Consider the following 16,783-nt stretch of genomic DNA (forward strand, 5'->3'; position numbering starts at 1 on the left):
GCGGCAAGTGAGTAGGGTGGAGTCGCCTGCGGCCCACCCTCGACCCGAATCATGCACCTACCTGACCGACAGACCCTGCTGCCGTTTCTCCGCTGGTTGCCTGGCACCAGCCGCAAGACCCTCGGCAATGACCTGCTGGTGGGCCTGACCGGTGCAATCCTGGCTCTGCCGCAATCGTTGGCCTACGCGCTGATTGCCGGGCTACCGGCCGAATACGGCCTGTACGCCGCCATCGTGCCGGTGATCATCGCCTGCCTGTGGGGCTCCTCCTGGCACCTGATCTGCGGACCGACCGCCGCGATCTCCATCGTCCTGTTCACCAGCGTCAGCCCCATGGCGCGCATCGGCAGCGACGAATTCATCGCCCTGATCCTGCTGCTGACCTTTCTCGCCGGGCTGTTCCAGTGGCTGCTCGGTCTGCTGCGCTTCGGCGCACTGGTGAACTTCGTCTCGCAGTCAGTGGTGCTCGGCTTCACCCTCGGCGCGGCCCTGGTGATCGCCATCGGGCAGATGCCCAATCTGCTCGGCGTCGAGGTCACCAGCCAGCCCACGGCGCTGGCCAGTCTGCTGCAGATCGGCCAACACCTGCCCGAGGCACACTGGCCGAGCCTGGCGCTGGCGGCCTTCACCCTGCTGCTCAGCGTAGCCGTGCGCAAGCTCTGGCCAAAGGCGCCTGCGCTGCTGATCGGCCTGGTCTGTGGCAGCCTGCTGGCCTGGTTGCTACCTGCGCGTTTCATCGCTGACATTGCTCTGGTCGCACCATTCGCCGGCGGCCTGCCACCATTGACGATGCTGAGTTTCGACCTCGACGATGTGCTGCGCCTGCTGCCGGCAGCCGTGGCCTGCGGCATGCTCGGGCTGGTCACCAGCCTGTCCATCGCCCGTGCGCTGGCGGTGAAGTCGCACCAGTTCCTCGATGCCAACCAGGAAGTTCGCGCGCAGGGGCTGTCGAACATGCTCGGGCCGTGGTTCTCCGCCTCACTGTCGGCCGGCTCCTTCACCCGCTCGGCGCTGAACCTGCAGGCCGGCGCGCGTACACCGTTGGCCGGAGTGTTCTCGGCGCTGCTGGTGGCGCTGTTCGCGGTGTTCGGCGCAGCGCTGCTGACGCATATCCCACTGCCAGTGATGGCGGCCGGCATCCTGCTGATCTGCTGGGGACTGGTGGATCTGCCTGCGATCCGCGCACTGCGCCGGGTCAGTCGCGCCGAGTTCATGGTGATGCTGCTGACTTTCACCGCGACCCTGGTGCTGGAGCTGCAGACCGCGATCTACGCCGGTGTGCTGGCCTCACTGTTCTTCTACCTCAAGCGCACCTCGCAGCCGCGCGTGCGCCTGTGGCAGGACGGCGACGACGAGGTGTTGCGCATCGAGGGCTCGATCTTCTTCGGCGCCTGCCAGTACATCCAGCAATTGCTGCAACGCAGCCGCGGGCAACGCCTGGTGATCGACGCGCGGCACATCAACTTCATCGACTATGCCGGGGTGGAGATGCTGCACCAGGAGGCGCGTCGCCTGCAGGCGCTGAAACGCAGCCTGGTGCTGCGTCAGGCGCGGCCACAAGTGGTGGAGGAAATCCTCAAGCTCGAAGGCGCCGAGCGCTGCCCGGTGTTGTTCGAGGATTGAGTGAGCGGCCTCGAACTCGTAGGGTGGGTTAGCGGCGCAATACACGAACGACCTGACAGCGCGTAGGAACTTGCGGGGTCATCGGTATCTACGCAGCGGCGCTCTGCACGAACTTCGGGAAGTTCAGCCCGCCAGCTGGCGGCGCAGTTCGGCCAGCACCGGCGCGGTATCCGGGCGCACGCCACGCCATAGCTCGAAAGCCTCGGCAGCCTGCTCGACCAGCATGCCCAGGCCATCGAGACAACGCGTCGCGCCCTGTTCGGCAGCCCAGCGGTTGAAGGCGGTCGCCTCGCGGCCGTACATCATGTCGTAGCAGACCGTATGACCGGGCTGGATCAGGCTTGGCGCAATCGCTGGCAGCTCACCGCCGAGGCTGGCCGAAGTACCGTTGACGATCAGGTCCACCGGCGCATCGATCCAGTCGAAGCCGGCGGCGACCAGTGGGCCGAGATCGGCGAACTCGCGCACCAACTGTTCGGCCTTGGCCACGGTACGGTTGGCGATCACCAGCACGGCCGGTTTCTGCGCCAGGAAGGGTTCGAGCACACCGCGCACGGCGCCACCGGCGCCAAGCACGAGGATGCGCTTACCGGCCAGGCTGAAACCGGCGTTGTCCTGCAGGTCACGGGTCAGACCTGCGCCATCGGTGTTGTCGCCGAGCAGACGACCGTCTGCCAGCTTCTTCAGGGTGTTCACCGCGCCAGCGCGGCGCGCACGCTCGGTGAGCTCGTCGGCCAGGCGAAAGGCCTCTTCCTTGAACGGTACGGTGACGTTGCCACCTTGGCCTTCGGCGAAGAAGGCGCGGGCATCGCCGACGAAGTCATCCAGCGGCGCCAGGCGCGCGTCATACGTCAGCGTCTGGCCGGTCTGCTCGGCGAACAGACGATGGATCAACGGCGATTTGCTGTGGCCTATGGGGTTGCCGAAGACGCAGTAGCGGTCCATGGGAAATCCTGTTTGTGTAGGAGCCAGCTGGCTGGCGATTCGCTCTGGGGCCAGATCGCCCGCAAGTGGGCTCCAACGGGGAAATGTTGCCAGTTCGTAGCCCGGATGAAATCCGGGGCAGCCTATGAACGGTCCCGGATTGCATCCGGGCTACAGGATCACGACGCCTTCTGCAGCCAGTCGCGATCGGTGAGGAAGTACTCGGTCAGGCGCGCTTCCTCGCTGCCCGGCTCCGGCTTCCAGTCGTAGCCCCAGCGCACGTGCGGTGGCAGCGACATGAGGATCGACTCGGTGCGCCCGCCCGACTGCAGGCCGAACAGGGTGCCACGGTCGAACACCAGGTTGAACTCCACGTAGCGACCGCGACGGAAGGCCTGGAACTCGCGCTCGCGTTCACCGAAAGGCGTCAGCTTGCGGCGCTGGACGATGGGCAGGTAGGCCTGGATGTAGGCATCGCCAATGGCACGCATGAAAGCGAAGCTGGTATCGAAGTCCCACTCGTTGAGGTCATCGAAGAACAGCCCGCCGATACCACGCGGCTCGCCGCGGTGCTTCAGGTGGAAGTAGCGGTCGCACCAGGCCTTGAACTTCGGATAAACCTCGGCACCGAACGGCGCACAGGCGTCATGCGCGACCTGGTGCCAGTGCACGCAGTCTTCTTCATTGGCGTAGTAGGGCGTGAGGTCGAAACCGCCGCCGAACCACCAGACGGGCTCCTCGCCTTCCTTCTCGGCGCTGAAGAAGCGCACATTGGCGTGCGAGGTGGGCACGTAAGGGTTTTCCGGGTGAATGACCAGCGACACGCCGAGGGCCTGGAAGCCGCGCCCGGCCAGTTCGGGGCGATGGGCACTGGCCGAGGGCGGCAGGCTGTCGCCGAACACGTGGGAGAAATTCACCCCGCCTTTTTCGATCAACGCGCCGTTCTCGATCACCCGCGTGCGCCCGCCACCACCGGCCGGACGCTGCCAAGAGTCCTCGGCGAACACGGCCTGGCCGTCTTCGGCTTGCAGGGCGGAGCAGATGCGGTCTTGCAGGTCGAGCAGGTAGGCCTTCACGGCCTCGGTACGGTCAGTCACGGCGGCACCTTGAACAGAGAGCAGGTCGAAATCGGCGGGCAGCATAGCATTCACCCAGGCACATCCGCAGTTGACGTCGGTCAATCAGGACGATTGGATAGGCTCTTTCGCCGCTTGCAGCGGCTCCAGTCAGACAAGGAATCCGAGATGGCCAAGCGTATTCAGTTCAGCCAGCACGGCGGCAGCGACGTGCTGGAATATCGCGACTACCAGCCGGCAGCACCAGGCCCGCGCGAGGTTCGCGTGGCCAACCGGGCCATCGGCCTGAACTTCATCGACACCTACTTCCGCAGCGGCCTGTATCAGCCACCCGCGCTGCCTTCGAGCCTGGGCACCGAAGGTGCCGGTGTGGTCGAGGCGATTGGCAGCGAGGTAGAAGGCCTCAAGATCGGTGACCGCGTCGCCTACGCCACCGGTCCGCTCGGCGCCTACAGTGAGCTGCACGTGCTGCCCGCCGACAAACTGGTGAAACTGCCGGACAACATCAGCTTCGAGCAAGCCGCAGCGGTGATGCTCAAGGGCCTGACCGTGCAGTACCTGTTGCGCCAGACCTACGAGCTAAAGGGCGGCGAAACCATCCTGTTCCACGCTGCGGCCGGCGGTGTCGGCTCCTTCGCCTGCCAGTGGGCCAAGGCGCTGGGCGTGAACCTTATCGGCACTGTCAGTTCTGCCGAGAAAGCAGCTCGGGCCAAGGAGCAGGGTGCCTGGGCGACCATCGACTACAGCCATGAGAACGTCGTGCAGCGCGTACTGGAACTGACCGACGGCGCCAAGTGCCCGGTGGTCTATGACGGCGTCGGCAAGGATACCTGGGAAACCTCGCTGGACTGCGTGGCGCCACGTGGCCTGCTGGTCAGCTTCGGCAATGCCTCGGGCGCGGTGACCGGCGTCAACCTGGGCATCCTGGCGCAGAAGGGCTCGCTGTACGTCACCCGCCCGACCCTGGCCGGCTACGCCACCAGCGCCCAGCGCCTGCAGGCCATGGCCGACGAGCTGTTCGGCATGATCGCCAGCGGCAAGCTGCAGGTGGAAATCAGCAACCGCTACGCGCTGAAGGACGCCGCCGCCGCACAGGATGCACTGAGCTCGCGGCAAACCACCGGCTCGACCATTTTGATGCCGTAAAACAGTCGCGGCTAAAGCCCATCCCACAGCCGCCACAATCGTGGGAGGGGCTTTAGCCGCGAGCATTGGCCCGTCAGGACGGACGAATCACATCGCCCGTGCGCAGGTCACGAATCAGGCTGGGGTTCTTGCGTCCGCCAAGCGCGCCACCAAGGACCTTGTCCAGTTCGCCCGGGAAGTACTGCTCGACGCGCAGGCGCGAACGCGCCGAAGGGCGCCCCGCCGGATTGGCCGAGGTGGAAATCAGCGGGCCGGTGTAGCGGCACAGCGCGCGAACCAGCGGATGGTCACTGACGCGCAGGGCAACGCTGTCGTGCTGGCCCGTGACCCACTCGGGCAGGCGATTCTGATGCGGCACCAGCCAGGTATTCGGGCCAGGCCAGGTGCCGGCCAGGCGCTCCTGCCAGACCTCTGGCAGATCATCGAGCAGGAAGTCGAACTGTTCGATGTCATCGGCAACCAGAATCAGTCCCTTGTGCATCGGCCGCTCCTTGAGCGCCAAAAGACGATACACCGCCTCTTCGTTCCAGGGATCGCAGCCAAGGCCCCAGACCGCCTCGGTCGGATAGGCGATCACGCCACCTTCACGCACCACTCGCGCCGTTTGCTGTATCTGCCAGTTGCTGGCCATCGACTGTCTCCCACGGAATCAATGGGCGGCAGTCTATCCAAGCCAATCGTCGCCTGCCACGGCACTTAAGGTCTGCGCGCCAACCAACGTCCTGCCTCGTTGCACACCAGGCCATCGAGCTCCAACTCGGTCAAAGCCGCCAGCACCTGTGACAACGGCCAGCCGATCGCCTGCACCAGCGCCTCGGTGCTGTGCGGCGCGGCATGCAGCAAAGCCAACAACGGGTGCTCGGCGCTAGCCAGCGACGCCGATGTGGATTCGACGGCCGGCGCCTGCCAGCCACGCAGAGCTTCGAGGATGTGTTCGATGCTTTCCACCAGAGTGGCGCCATCACGAATCAGCTGATGGCAGCCACGCGCGCCAGGGTGATGGATCGAGCCGGGAATGGCATAGACCTCCCGCCCCTGCTCGGCGGCCAGGCGTGCAGTGATCAGCGAGCCACTCGAAGGGCTGGCCTCGACAACCAGTACACCCAGCGAAAGCCCGCTGATGATCCTGTTGCGCCTCGGAAAATTGCTCGCCTGTGGCGGACAGTCCAGCGGCAGCTCGGAGACCAGCGCACCGCCGTGCTCGATGATCTGCGCCGCCAGCCCCACATGCCGCTGCGGATACAGGCACTGCAAGCCGGTGCCCAGCACGGCCACCGTTTTACCGCCCCCTTCCAGCGCCCCCTGATGCGCGGCGCCATCGATCCCCAATGCCAGACCGCTGGTAATGACGAAACCACCGCCCGCCAGGCTGCGGGCAAAGGCCCGTGCGTTATCCAGGCCGGGCCGCGAGGCGCGCCGACTGCCGACCATGGCCAGTTGCGGTGCCTCCAGCACGCTCGGCTCGCCCGCCACGAACAACAGCGGCGGCGCATCCGCCAGCTCGCCGAGCAGAGCTGGGTAGCCTGGATCGTCCCACATCACCACATGCTGACCAGGCTCATCCAGCCAGTGCAGGGCGGCAGCCGCTCGCTCGCGGATGTCCGCACTGCGGCGAGGCTCGGCGCAGGCAGCCGGCAACCCCAGTGCACGCCAGGCACTGGCCGGCGCACTGAGTGCAGCCGAGGCGCTATCGAAAGCGCTCAGAAGTTTGCGAAAGCGTCGCGGCCCCACCTCTGGCAGCAGATGCAGACGCAAGCGTGCTTCGAGTTCGGCAGGAGAAACGGCGGGGGAAAGCGAGGAGGATGCAGGCATGGCGACTCTTCCCTGAACAGTTGCACCGCCATCCTGGCGGCCTGAAAGCACGAGCCCCGCTAGTGCGGGGCTCGTTGGGTATTACGGGTTGCGGACCTTATCCATCACCGCCAGTTGGCGGCTGGCCTGCAGTACCAGGCCGTAGCTGAGCTTGTCATAGGTGCGGAACACCATCAGCAAGCCAGAGCGCTCGTCCGGAATTTTCACGCTTTCGCCGGTAACGCGGTCGCGTACGGTCTCGCCGGTCTTGTAGATCGCAAGTACGTTGCCGATTTCCAGGCCATCACGGCCACCCTTGTTCAAAGTGACCACGTCGAACTGACCGATCTGGGTCACACCACGCGGCACATCGAGGATCAGGCCGTTGATTTCACTGGTAGGCTCACTGGGCATGAAAGTGGAGTTGATCGCACGCTCCTCGGTAGGGAACAGGCGATCTCCCAGGCGCACTTCCTGAGTCGAACGGCTCAGCACCAGGGTACCGACATCACCTTCCTCAGCTACGATCTCACCGGTACCAATGTCATCGGCGTTGATGCCGAGAAACTCCTCGGTGTCTGGATCCACATAGGTCTTGCCCTGGCGGAAGATGCCATAGATCGGGTTCTGTTCGTCGAACTGGCCACGGGCGTAGACGCGATCACCAGCGCCGCTGACCACGCGCTCGGCGTTACCGGCGACGACGTAAGGCTTGCCGTTGAATTCTTCCGGAGTATCGACGATGCGGTTGCTCAGCAGGAAGCTGTTGATCGCCTCCAGCGGGATGGTCGGAATCGCTTCGGCCATCGGCGTGCTGCGCACCTGCGGCGACAGCTTGATGGTGCCGCGTGACTCGCCGCGGTTGAGCATCAGGCGCGGCTGACCGTCAACGTAGACCAGATTGAGCGTATCGCCGGGATAGATCAGGTGCGGGTTGGCGACCTGCGGGTTGGCGTGCCAGATCTCCGGCCATTTCCACGGCTGGCGCAGGAATTTGCCGGAAATGTCCCAGAGAGTATCGCCCCTGACCACAGTGTAGCGGTCCGGGTGACCGTCCTTGAGTTGCACTTCGGCCTGAGCCAAGCTGGTCAGGGCCAGTCCGCCAGCTGCAAAGAGCAGGGCGAGTAGTGATTTCCTCATACGGTGAATCCCTTTATTATGTGCCTTCACGTGAAGCGCCCTAGCGCCGCGTGCCAAACCCGCTGAATACGCGGCGTGAAGCCGTTTTTCAATGCTGTTCATCATCTTAGCAGCGGATTTTGACTTTATTCCACAAGTGCATCACAAACGCATATGGCGATCCTGAATATCCTTGAATTTCCTGATCCACGCCTGCGTACCATCGCCAAACCGGTGGACGTCGTGGATGACTCCATCCGTCAACTGGTCGACGACATGTTCGAGACCATGTATGACGCTCCGGGTATCGGCCTGGCCGCGACGCAGGTCAACGTGCACAAGCGCGTGGTGGTCATGGACCTGTCCGAGGACAAGTCCGAGCCGCGGGTGTTCATCAACCCCGAGTTCGAGTCACTGACCGACGAGATGGACCAGTATCAGGAAGGCTGCCTGTCGGTGCCTGGCTTCTACGAGAACGTCGACCGCCCGCAGAAGGTCAAGATCAAGGCGCTGGACCGCGATGGCCAGCCCTACGAACTGATCGCCGAAGGCCTGCTCGCCGTGTGCATTCAGCACGAGTGCGATCACCTCAACGGCAAGCTGTTCGTCGACTACCTGTCCAACCTCAAGCGCGACCGCATCAAGAAGAAGCTGGAAAAACAGCATCGTCAACGCGCCTGACTTCCGATTACCCGAAAGGCTTGCCACGGCAAGCCTTTTTCTTTGGTGACTGCCCTATGCGTATCGTCTTTGCCGGCACCCCGGAATTTGCCGCCGAGCACCTCAAGGCCCTGCTGGCAGGCCAGCATGAAATAGTCGCGGTCTACACCCAGCCGGATCGCCCGGCCGGCCGTGGCCAGAAGCTGATGCCGAGCCCGGTCAAGCAGCTTGCCCTGGAGCACGGCATTGCCGTCTACCAACCGGCCAGCCTGCGCAATGAAGAGGCCCAGGCCGAGCTGGCGGCGCTCAAGCCGGATCTGATGGTGGTGGTCGCATACGGCCTGATCCTGCCACAGGCGGTGCTCGACACCCCGCGTCTGGGTTGCATCAACAGCCACGCCTCGCTGCTGCCACGCTGGCGCGGCGCCGCGCCGATCCAGCGCGCGGTGCAGGCCGGCGACGCCGAGAGCGGCGTTACCGTTATGCAGATGGAGGCTGGCCTGGACACCGGGCCGATGCTGCTCAAGGTCAGCACCCCAATCAGCGCCAGCGATACGGGCGGCTCGCTGCATGATCGCCTCGCCCAGCTCGGCCCACAGGCGGTGCTACAGGCCATCGACGGCCTGGCGGCCGGCACACTGAAGGGTGAGGTACAGGATGATGCCCTGGCCAACTACGCGCACAAGCTCAACAAGGACGAGGCGCGACTCGACTTCAGCCGCCCGGCCGTCGAGCTGGAGCGCCTGGTGCGCGCCTTCCATCCCTGGCCGATCTGCCACACCATGCTGAACGGCGATGCCTTGAAAGTGCATGCAGCCGAAATCGGGGAGGGCAAGGGAACCCCAGGCACCATTCTCGCGGCTGACAAGAGCGGCCTGACCGTGGCCTGCGGCGATGGCGCGCTGCGCCTGACCCGCCTGCAGTTGCCTGGCGGCAAGCCACTGGCGTTCGCCGACCTCTATAACAGCCGCCGCGACCAGTTCGCCGTCGGCCTGGTACTCGGTCAATGAACCCACGTCTGGCAGCCGCGCGCGCCCTGACCGCCGTGCTGTCCGGCAAGGCCTCGCTGGGCAGCAGCCTGCCGCCGCAGCTGGACAAGGTCGAACACCACGACCGCGCCCTGGCGCAGGACCTGGCATTCGGCGCGGCTCGCTGGCAGCCGCGCCTGCAACTGCTGGCCGAAAAACTGCTGGAAAAACCCTTCAAGGCCGCCGACAAAGACGTGGAAGCGCTGCTGCTGATCGGTCTCTACCAACTGCTGCACAGCCGCATCCCCGAACACGCCGCCATCGGCGAGACCGTCGGCTGCGCCGGCGCGCTGAAAAAACCCTGGGCCAAGGGCCTGCTCAATGCCGTGCTACGCCGCGCCCAGCGTGAGCACGAAGCCCTGTTTGCCGAACTCGATCGTGACCCGGTGCTGCATAGCGCTCACCCGCGCTGGCTGCAAAAGGCGCTCAAGGCGCATTGGCCGGAAGACTGGCAGGCCATCTGCGCCGCCAACAACGCGCACCCGCCGCTGATCCTGCGGGTCAATCGCCGCCACGGTTCACGCGATGCCTATCTCATTGAGCTGCGCAGCGCTGGCATCGAAGCCGAACCCTGCACCTTCAGCCGCGACGGCGTGCGCCTGCTGCAGCCCTGCGATGTGACCGCACTGCCAGGTTTCAGGGACGGCCGCGTCAGCGTGCAGGACGAAGCCGCGCAACTGGCCGCCGACCTGCTGGAGCTGGCGCCCGGCCAGCGCGTGCTGGACGCCTGCGCCGCACCAGGCGGCAAGACCTGTCACCTGCTGGAAGCCGAGCCGGAGCTGAGCGAAGTGGTCGCCGTGGATCTGGAAGCCAAGCGCCTGACGCGCGTGCGCGAGAACCTCGAGCGCCTGCACCTCGACGCCACGCTGATCGCCGCCGACGGCCGCGATACCGGCGCCTGGTGGGACGGCCAGCCGTTCCAGCGCATCCTGCTAGACGCGCCCTGTTCGGCCACCGGCGTGATCCGCCGTCACCCGGACATCAAGCTGACCCGCAAGCCCGAGGACATCCCGGCACTGGCCCAGCTGCAAGGCGAGCTGCTCGATGCCCTGTGGCCGACACTGGCGCCCGGCGGCATCCTGCTCTACGCCACCTGCTCGGTGCTGCCAACGGAAAACAGCGAGACCATCGCCGCGTTCCTGGCCCGCACCGCCGATGCGCAGGAGCTCGCCATTGCCGGCGACTTCGGCCTGCAGCCGGAGCACGGTCGCCAACTGCTGCCACAACTGGAAGGCCACGACGGCTTCTACTATGCCAAGCTGATAAAGACCGCTGTGACCAGCCACAGCTAACGGAGCGATCAGTGAAAATCATCATTCTCGGCGCCGGCCAAGTGGGCGGCACCCTGGCGGAACACCTCGCCAGCGAGGCCAACGACATCACCGTGGTCGACACCGATGGCGACCGCCTGCGCGACCTCGGCGACCGCCTGGACATCCGCACCGTACAGGGCAAGGGCTCCTTCCCCACCGTTCTGCGCCAGGCCGGCGCTGACGATGCCGACATGCTGGTGGCGGTGACCAACAGCGACGAAGTCAACATGATGGCCTGTCAGGTGGCCTACACCCTGTTCCACACACCAACCAAAATCGCCCGGGTGCGCGAGGCGGCCTATCTGACCCGCGAGGCGCTGTTCGACAACGAAGCGATTCCGGTCGACGTGCTGATCAGCCCCGAGCAGGTGGTGACCAACTACATCAAGCGCCTGATCGAATACCCCGGCGCCCTGCAGGTGATCGATTTCGCCGAAGGCAAGGCGCAGCTGGTGGCGGTCAAGGCCTACTACGGCGGCCCGCTGGTGGGTCAGCAACTGCGCCAGTTGCGCCAGCACATGCCCAACGTCGACACGCGCGTGGCGGCCATCTTCCGCCGCAACCGGCCGATCATGCCCAAGGGCGACACCGTCATCGAGGCCGATGACGAGGTGTTCTTCATCGCCGCCAAGGCGCATATCCGTGCGGTGATGAGCGAGATGCGTCGTCTCGAGGACAGCTACAAGCGCGTGGTGATCGCCGGTGGCGGCAACATCGGCGAACGCCTGGCCGAGGCCATCGAAAGCCGCTATCAGGTGAAGATCATCGAGATGAACCCGGCACGCTGCCGCTACCTGTCGGAGAACCTCGACAGCACCATCGTGCTGCAAGGCAGCGCCTCGGATCGCGACCTGCTGGTGGAAGAGAACATCAACGACGCCGACATCTTCCTCGCCCTGACCAACGACGACGAGGCCAACATCATGTCGTCGCTGCTGGCCAAGCGCCTGGGCGCGCGCAAGGTGATGACCATCATCAACAACCCGGCCTATGTCGACCTGGTGCAGGGCGGCGAGATCGACATCGCCATCAGCCCACAGTTGGCCACCATCGGCACATTGCTGACCCACGTGCGCCGTGGCGATATCGAAAGCGTGCACAGCCTGCGCCGTGGTGCAGCGGAAGCGTTGGAAGTGATCGCCCACGGCGATGCCAAATCGAGCAAGGTGATCGGCCGCGCCATCGAAGACATCGCCCTGCCGCCGAGTACCACCATCGGCGCCATCATCCGCGATGAAGAAGTGCTGATCGCCCATGACAACACGGTGATCGAGTCCGGCGACCACGTGATCCTGTTCCTGGTCGACAAGAAGTACATCCGCGACGTCGAGCGCCTGTTCCAGGCCGGCCTGACGTTCTTCTGAGTCCCGGATTGCATCGGGCTACGACTGACCCTCTTCTAAAAATTTCAAAGTCTCGCGAGCTAGAGCAATGCAAGGCAAAAACAGGCGAGGACGCGGAGTGTACGAACAGTACATGAGCAGTCCGAGCCTGTTTTTAACGCAGCAGTGCCGACGCGCAGCAGACTGGGAGCCGAGATGAGCACAGAGGCACTGGAAAAGATGTTGGCCAAGGGCATGGATAACACCCTGCTGCGCTTCGGCCTGGGCAAAGCCCATCTGGATGGTGGCAACACCTCGCAGGCGGCCGAGCACCTGCAACGCTGCGTGGAATTCGACCCGGCCTATTCAGCGGCGTGGAAGCTGCTGGGCAAGGCCCTGCAGGCCGATGGCGACCACGACGGCGCACGCCAGGCCTGGCAGCAGGGCATCGCCGCCGCTCAGGCCAAGGGCGACAAACAGGCCGAGAAAGAAATGACGGTGTTTCTGCGCAAGCTGGACAAGCAACGCTGAGCGACTCGGTGCGCACGGCGCACCCTACGGTTCGAACGGTGTTGTAGGGTGCGCCGTGTGCACCGGGCTGGCGAAGGGCTTCAGCCGTCGCGGCTGAAGCCCTTCCCACAGGACGGCAACCTACCGCTCTAGCGATCTCAGAGTACCTCGCTGGCCACCGCATCCACCGCCGCCTTGGCGATCCCCACCACCTCGTCCGCTTCGGCGCGGGTCAGCACCAGCGGCGGGGCGAAGCCGAGGATGTCGCCGTGCGGCATGGCGCGGGCGATCATGCCGCGCTCCAGGCAGGCGGCAGAAACGCGGGGGCCAACCTTGAGCGCGGCATCGAATGGCGTACGCGCATCCTTGTCAGCCATGAACTCCAGCGCGGCAAGCATGCCGACACCACGCACTTCACCCACCAGTGGATGACCTTCGAAGGTCTGGCGCAGTTGCTGGTTGAGGTAGGCGCCGACATCGGCGGCATTGGCGGCGAGGTTCTCCTTCTCCAGGATATTCAGGTTGGCCAGCGCGGCGGCGGCGCAGATCGGGTGGCCGGAGTAGGTCCAGCCATGGCCCATGGCACCGTCGCGGCTGGAGGCCTCATCGATCACGCTCCACACCTTCTCGCCGACGATTACCGCCGACAGCGGCGCGTAGGCACTGGTCAGGCCCTTGGCGGTAGTGATCAGGTCCGGCTGCATGCCGAACATCTGGCTGCCCATCGGCGTGCCCAGACGGCCGAAGGCGCAGACCACTTCATCGGCAATCAGCAGGATGTCGTACTTGGCCAGCACAGCCTGGATCGCCTCCCAGTACCCGGTGGGCGGCACGATGATGCCGCCGGTACCCATCACCGGCTCGCCGATAAAGGCCGCCACGGTGTCCGGCCCTTCGGCCAGGATCAGACGCTCAAGATCCTCGGCGCAGTGACGCACGAAGGCGGCCTCGTCCATGCCGGTCGGCGCCTTGTAGAAATGCGGGCAGGCGGCATGCTTGATGTCCGCGTGAGGCAGGTCGAAGTGCTGGTGGAAGCTGGCCAGGCCGGTGAGGCTGCCGGTCATGATGCCCGAGCCGTGGTAGCCGCGCTGGCGGGAGATGATCTTCTTCTTCGCCGGGCGACCGAGCACGTTGTTGTAGTAGCGCACCAGCTTGATCTGGGTCTCGTTGGCGTCCGAGCCGGACATGCCGTAGTAGACCTTCTTCATGCCCCTGGGCGCCCAGTCGATGATGCGCGCCGACAGCTCGATGATGGCCTCGGTCGAATGGCCGACATAGGTGTGGTAGTAGGCCAGCTCCTTGGCCTGCTTGTAGATGGCCTCGGCGACCTCGGTACGACCGTAGCCGATGTTCACGCAGTACAGACCGGCGAAAGCGTCGATCAGCTCGCGGCCTTCATGATCCTGAATGCGGATGCCCGAGGCGCCGGTGATGATGCGGCCCTTGAGGGCGCCGCTGGCGTGGTCGTGAGCGTGGGTGGACGGGTGCATGAAGTGGGCACGGTCCTGCTCGAACAGCTTCTGGTAGTCGGTCATGGCGATCTCCATCTGATTCGCTGAGGTAGCGTTAAAGGTAATTCACACGCTCGTGGGAGGGGCTTTAGCCGCGATGCTTGCAGCGCCTGTAAGGTCAGTCGCGGCTAAAGCCCCTCCCACCCGCACTCTGGATGATCAGGGGTAACGCTGGCCCTGGTGATGAATGCAGAAGTACTTGGTTTCGACGAAGGGCTCGAAGCCTTCCGTGCCGCCCTCACGGCCGAGGCCGGAGGCTTTCATGCCACCGAAGGGGATCGGGTGGCCGGTGAACCTGGTGCCGTTGACCGCGACCATGGCGTGGTCGAGGCGGCGGATCAGCGGGTGGACGACATCCAAGCGGTTGGAACAAATGTAGGCGGCCAGACCGTATTCGGTGTCGTTGGCCATGGCCACCGCTTCGTCCAGGGTGTCGAAGGCGCGCACGCCGGCGATGGGGGCGAAGTTCTCCTCGCGGTAGATGCGCATGCCATCGGTGACATCGGCCAGCAACGTCGGTTGCCAGAACCAGCCACCCAGCGCGTGAGGCTCACCGCCTGCCAGCAGGCGCGCACCCTGTTCGATGGCATCGGCGACCCGTGCGGCGGTCGCGTCCAGCGCAGCCTGGTGCATCAGCGGGCCGATCTGGTTGCGCGCGTCATGCCCAGGGCCGACACGCAGGCCACGCACGGCCTTGGCGAAACGCTGAAGGAATTCCTCATAGACCGGACGCTCGACCAGTATGCGGTTGGCCGCACAGCAGTCCTGGCCGGAGGTCTGGAACTTGGCGTCCAGCGCCACCTGCACAGCGTGGTCGAGGTCGGCGTCGGCACAGACGATCAGCGGCGCGTTGCCGCCCAGCTCTAGCGCCACCTTTTTCACGTCTTCGGCAGCTGCCTGCAACACCAGCTTGCCCACGCGGGTCGAGCCAGTGAAGCTCACCGAGCGCACCCGCATATCCTTGACCAGGGTTTCCATGGCCATCTGCGGCTCGCCCAGCACCACGTTGAATACACCAGCCGGCAAGCCCGCTTCCTCAGCCAGTTGCGCCAGGGCGAAAGCCGAATAGGGCGTCTCGTGCGCCGGTTTGACCACCACGGCGCAGCCAGCGGCCAGGGCGGCAGCTGCCTTGCGGGTGATCATCGCGCTGGGGAAATTCCACGGCGTGAGCAGGGCACAGACGCCCACCGGCTGCTTTACCGTGCCGAGCTGAGCACCGGGGATATGGCTGGGAATGGTCTGGCCGTAGAGCCGGCGCGCCTCTTCGGCGAACCAGGGAATGAAGCTGGCGGCGTAACGGATCTCGCCGCGTGCTTCAGCCAGCGGCTTGCCCTGCTCCAGGCTGAGGATGCGCGCCAGGTCTTCCTGATGCTGCAGGATCAGCTCGGCCCAGCGTCGCAGCAGCGCCGCACGGGCGTCCAGGCTCTGCTCGCGCCAGTCGGCGAAGGCGCGCTGGGCGGCGTCCACCGCGGCGACGATCTGCGTCTGGCCAAGCATCGGCACATGGCCGATCACGCTCTGGTCGGCGGGGTTGTGCACGGCGATGCTGGCGCCGTCATCACTGTGCAGCCAGTGACCATCCACATAGCACAGCGATTTGAACAGCAAGGGATGATCGAGGGGCATGGCGATGTCTCCGGGCCTTGGGGCATGGGAGACATGCTAGGGAAGAGCGGCCTGGCGTTTTTTCCAAACCGGGTGGGCGCTACCGCAGTTTTTTCTGAAGGATCAGGCGCAACAGGGGATTTCTGGGGCGCCCGTCGCGCCTCGGCGGCGACACTCAGGCAGTCGCGGCTAAAGCCCCTCCCACACTCTCGCCACCAGCTACCGTGGCAGGCGCTTCAGCACTCAGGGTGCGCCGCGCGCACCGCTGCGGTAGCCCGGATGAAATCCGGGGGCAGGGCACAGAACAGTCCCGGATTGCATCCGGGCTACGGATTCAGCTCAGGCTGTGGCGGTACGCTGCGGCAACGCCCGTACGATGGCGCTGAGCAGCATGCCGTACAGCGGCACGAAGAGAATCAGGCTGATGGCCAGTTTGATCACGTAGTCCACCGTGGCGATCTCCACCCAGTTGGCCGCCATGAACGGATCGTCGCTGCGCCAGAAGGCCACCGAGAAGAACAGGAAGGTATCGAGCAGGTTGCCGAAAATGGTCGAGGCGGTCGGCGCAACCCACCACTGGCGCATCGTGCGCAGGCGGTCGAACACCTGGATATCCAGCAACTGGCCGAAGGCGTAGGCAAGGAAGCTGGCCACAGCGATACGGAAGACGAACAGGTTGAATTCGCCCAGCGTCGCCAGGCCGCCGAAGGCGCCTTCGTGGAACAGCACAGACACCACGTAGGAGGCGACCAATGCCGGCAGCATCACCCGGGCGATCACCACGCGCGCCGCATGCTTGCCGATCAGGCGCACGGTGAGGTCGGTAGCCAGGAAGATGAACGGGAAGCTGAACGCACCCCAGGTGGTATGCCAGCCGAACAGGGTGATCGGCAGCTGCACCAGGTAGTTGCTGGCGATGATGATGAGAATATGGAAGGCGATCAGGCCGGCCAGTACGGGCCGACTGACCGACGCAGGAATCAGGGTCATGCGATGTCCTTTTTCATGGAGTGGGGTTAGGGAACCCACTGCCGCAGCCGACATGGCCGCGAGCGGCGCGCATTCTAGCGCGTTGTTGACCCACGGGATAGGTTTTGCCGCAGATGGTCACGCCGCCCGGATGAAAGGTCGCGCCTTCGCGTAAGGCTGTGCACT

Annotated in this window: 15 protein-coding genes; 7 read left to right on the forward strand and 8 right to left on the reverse strand. The window is 64.9% G+C overall.

What is annotated here, in order from left to right; all coding sequences use genetic code 11:
- Window positions 1–51: 51 nt before the first annotated feature.
- Window positions 52–1,623 carry a SulP family inorganic anion transporter gene (locus tag GV002_RS12150; RefSeq protein ID WP_160018615.1) on the forward strand — a complete coding sequence of 524 codons (1,572 nt, stop codon included), beginning with the start codon at window positions 52–54 and terminating at the stop codon, window positions 1,621–1,623.
- A 123-nt stretch (window positions 1,624–1,746) separates the two neighbouring features.
- Here GV002_RS12150 and aroE read toward each other — a convergent pair whose 3' ends face one another.
- Both aroE and hemF read right to left on the reverse strand, forming a co-directional pair.
- A complete protein-coding gene (gene aroE, locus GV002_RS12155) occupies window positions 1,747–2,568 on the reverse strand; it encodes a shikimate dehydrogenase (protein ID WP_160018616.1) in 822 nt (273 codons plus the stop codon).
- A 158-nt stretch (window positions 2,569–2,726) separates the two neighbouring features.
- Window positions 2,727–3,644 carry an oxygen-dependent coproporphyrinogen oxidase gene (hemF, locus tag GV002_RS12160; RefSeq protein WP_160018617.1) on the reverse strand — a complete coding sequence of 306 codons (918 nt, stop codon included), beginning with the start codon at window positions 3,642–3,644 and terminating at the stop codon, window positions 2,727–2,729.
- A gap of 147 nt (window positions 3,645–3,791) precedes the next feature.
- On the opposite strand from hemF, the gene GV002_RS12165 reads away from it, so the two are divergent.
- Window positions 3,792–4,769: an NADPH:quinone reductase gene (locus GV002_RS12165; protein ID WP_160018618.1), complete on the forward strand. Its 978-nt coding sequence runs from the start codon at window positions 3,792–3,794 to the stop codon at window positions 4,767–4,769.
- A 73-nt stretch (window positions 4,770–4,842) separates the two neighbouring features.
- Here GV002_RS12165 and GV002_RS12170 read toward each other — a convergent pair whose 3' ends face one another.
- The 3 genes from GV002_RS12170 to GV002_RS12180 all read right to left on the reverse strand — a co-directional run bounded on the left by GV002_RS12170 (window position 4,843) and on the right by GV002_RS12180 (window position 7,700).
- On the reverse strand, window positions 4,843–5,400 hold the full coding sequence (locus GV002_RS12170; RefSeq protein WP_160018619.1) for an L-threonylcarbamoyladenylate synthase: 558 nt from the start codon (window positions 5,398–5,400) through the stop codon (window positions 4,843–4,845).
- 65 nt (window positions 5,401–5,465) lie between these two features.
- Window positions 5,466–6,581, reverse strand: coding sequence for a DNA-processing protein DprA (gene dprA / locus GV002_RS12175; protein WP_160018620.1), 1,116 nt, complete (start codon window positions 6,579–6,581; stop codon window positions 5,466–5,468).
- An 81-nt stretch (window positions 6,582–6,662) separates the two neighbouring features.
- Window positions 6,663–7,700 carry a LysM peptidoglycan-binding domain-containing protein gene (locus GV002_RS12180; protein WP_160018621.1) on the reverse strand — a complete coding sequence of 346 codons (1,038 nt, stop codon included), beginning with the start codon at window positions 7,698–7,700 and terminating at the stop codon, window positions 6,663–6,665.
- Window positions 7,701–7,853: 153 nt separating this feature from the next.
- On the opposite strand from GV002_RS12180, the gene def reads away from it, so the two are divergent.
- From def to GV002_RS12205, 5 genes are all read left to right on the forward strand, one after another.
- The gene (gene def, locus GV002_RS12185; protein ID WP_013713230.1) at window positions 7,854–8,360 is read left to right on the forward strand and encodes a peptide deformylase; all 507 of its coding nucleotides are present in this window, start codon (window positions 7,854–7,856) and stop codon (window positions 8,358–8,360) included.
- A 56-nt stretch (window positions 8,361–8,416) separates the two neighbouring features.
- Window positions 8,417–9,349 carry a methionyl-tRNA formyltransferase gene (fmt, locus tag GV002_RS12190; RefSeq protein WP_160018622.1) on the forward strand — a complete coding sequence of 311 codons (933 nt, stop codon included), beginning with the start codon at window positions 8,417–8,419 and terminating at the stop codon, window positions 9,347–9,349.
- Window positions 9,346–10,659 (forward strand): 16S rRNA (cytosine(967)-C(5))-methyltransferase RsmB, encoded by a 1,314-nt coding sequence (gene rsmB / locus GV002_RS12195; RefSeq protein WP_160018623.1) that lies wholly within the window; start codon window positions 9,346–9,348, stop codon window positions 10,657–10,659. The genes fmt and rsmB overlap by 4 nt, the downstream gene beginning before the upstream one ends.
- Before the next feature lie 11 nt (window positions 10,660–10,670).
- Window positions 10,671–12,044, forward strand: a complete 1,374-nt coding sequence (gene trkA / locus GV002_RS12200) for a Trk system potassium transporter TrkA (protein ID WP_160018624.1) — start codon at window positions 10,671–10,673, stop codon at window positions 12,042–12,044.
- Window positions 12,045–12,218: 174 nt separating this feature from the next.
- Window positions 12,219–12,533, forward strand: a complete 315-nt coding sequence (locus GV002_RS12205) for a tetratricopeptide repeat protein (protein ID WP_160018625.1) — start codon at window positions 12,219–12,221, stop codon at window positions 12,531–12,533.
- A 137-nt stretch (window positions 12,534–12,670) separates the two neighbouring features.
- Here GV002_RS12205 and GV002_RS12210 read toward each other — a convergent pair whose 3' ends face one another.
- The 3 genes from GV002_RS12210 to GV002_RS12220 form a co-directional block, all read right to left on the reverse strand.
- Window positions 12,671–14,047: an aspartate aminotransferase family protein gene (locus tag GV002_RS12210; RefSeq protein ID WP_160018626.1), complete on the reverse strand. Its 1,377-nt coding sequence runs from the start codon at window positions 14,045–14,047 to the stop codon at window positions 12,671–12,673.
- Window positions 14,048–14,182: 135 nt separating this feature from the next.
- Window positions 14,183–15,649 carry an NAD-dependent succinate-semialdehyde dehydrogenase gene (locus tag GV002_RS12215; protein WP_160018627.1) on the reverse strand — a complete coding sequence of 489 codons (1,467 nt, stop codon included), beginning with the start codon at window positions 15,647–15,649 and terminating at the stop codon, window positions 14,183–14,185.
- Between the two features lie 318 nt (window positions 15,650–15,967).
- Window positions 15,968–16,618 (reverse strand): 7-cyano-7-deazaguanine/7-aminomethyl-7-deazaguanine transporter, encoded by a 651-nt coding sequence (locus tag GV002_RS12220; RefSeq protein WP_160018628.1) that lies wholly within the window; start codon window positions 16,616–16,618, stop codon window positions 15,968–15,970.
- Window positions 16,619–16,783 lie beyond the last annotated feature (165 nt).

Origin of the sequence: Pseudomonas sp. 8O, assembly GCF_902506495.1 — a bacterium.
GTDB classification, from domain to species: Bacteria; Pseudomonadota; Gammaproteobacteria; order Pseudomonadales; family Pseudomonadaceae; genus Aquipseudomonas; species Aquipseudomonas chaetocerotis.

Excerpts from the sequence above, each read along its gene's own strand:
- GV002_RS12220 (WP_160018628.1), bottom strand. The coding sequence starts at position 16,618 with ATGACCCTGATTCCTGCGTCGGTCAGTCGGCCCGTACTGGCCGGCCTG.
- GV002_RS12170 (WP_160018619.1), bottom strand. The coding sequence starts at position 5,400 with ATGGCCAGCAACTGGCAGATACAGCAAACGGCGCGAGTGGTGCGTGAA.
- fmt (WP_160018622.1), top strand. The coding sequence starts at position 8,417 with ATGCGTATCGTCTTTGCCGGCACCCCGGAATTTGCCGCCGAGCACCTC.
- def (WP_013713230.1), top strand. The coding sequence starts at position 7,854 with ATGGCGATCCTGAATATCCTTGAATTTCCTGATCCACGCCTGCGTACC.
- GV002_RS12215 (WP_160018627.1), bottom strand. The coding sequence starts at position 15,649 with ATGCCCCTCGATCATCCCTTGCTGTTCAAATCGCTGTGCTATGTGGAT.
- GV002_RS12205 (WP_160018625.1), top strand. The coding sequence starts at position 12,219 with ATGAGCACAGAGGCACTGGAAAAGATGTTGGCCAAGGGCATGGATAAC.
- rsmB (WP_160018623.1), top strand. The coding sequence starts at position 9,346 with ATGAACCCACGTCTGGCAGCCGCGCGCGCCCTGACCGCCGTGCTGTCC.
- dprA (WP_160018620.1), bottom strand. The coding sequence starts at position 6,581 with ATGCCTGCATCCTCCTCGCTTTCCCCCGCCGTTTCTCCTGCCGAACTC.
- aroE (WP_160018616.1), bottom strand. The coding sequence starts at position 2,568 with ATGGACCGCTACTGCGTCTTCGGCAACCCCATAGGCCACAGCAAATCG.
- GV002_RS12180 (WP_160018621.1), bottom strand. The coding sequence starts at position 7,700 with ATGAGGAAATCACTACTCGCCCTGCTCTTTGCAGCTGGCGGACTGGCC.
- GV002_RS12210 (WP_160018626.1), bottom strand. The coding sequence starts at position 14,047 with ATGACCGACTACCAGAAGCTGTTCGAGCAGGACCGTGCCCACTTCATG.
- GV002_RS12165 (WP_160018618.1), top strand. The coding sequence starts at position 3,792 with ATGGCCAAGCGTATTCAGTTCAGCCAGCACGGCGGCAGCGACGTGCTG.
- GV002_RS12150 (WP_160018615.1), top strand. The coding sequence starts at position 52 with ATGCACCTACCTGACCGACAGACCCTGCTGCCGTTTCTCCGCTGGTTG.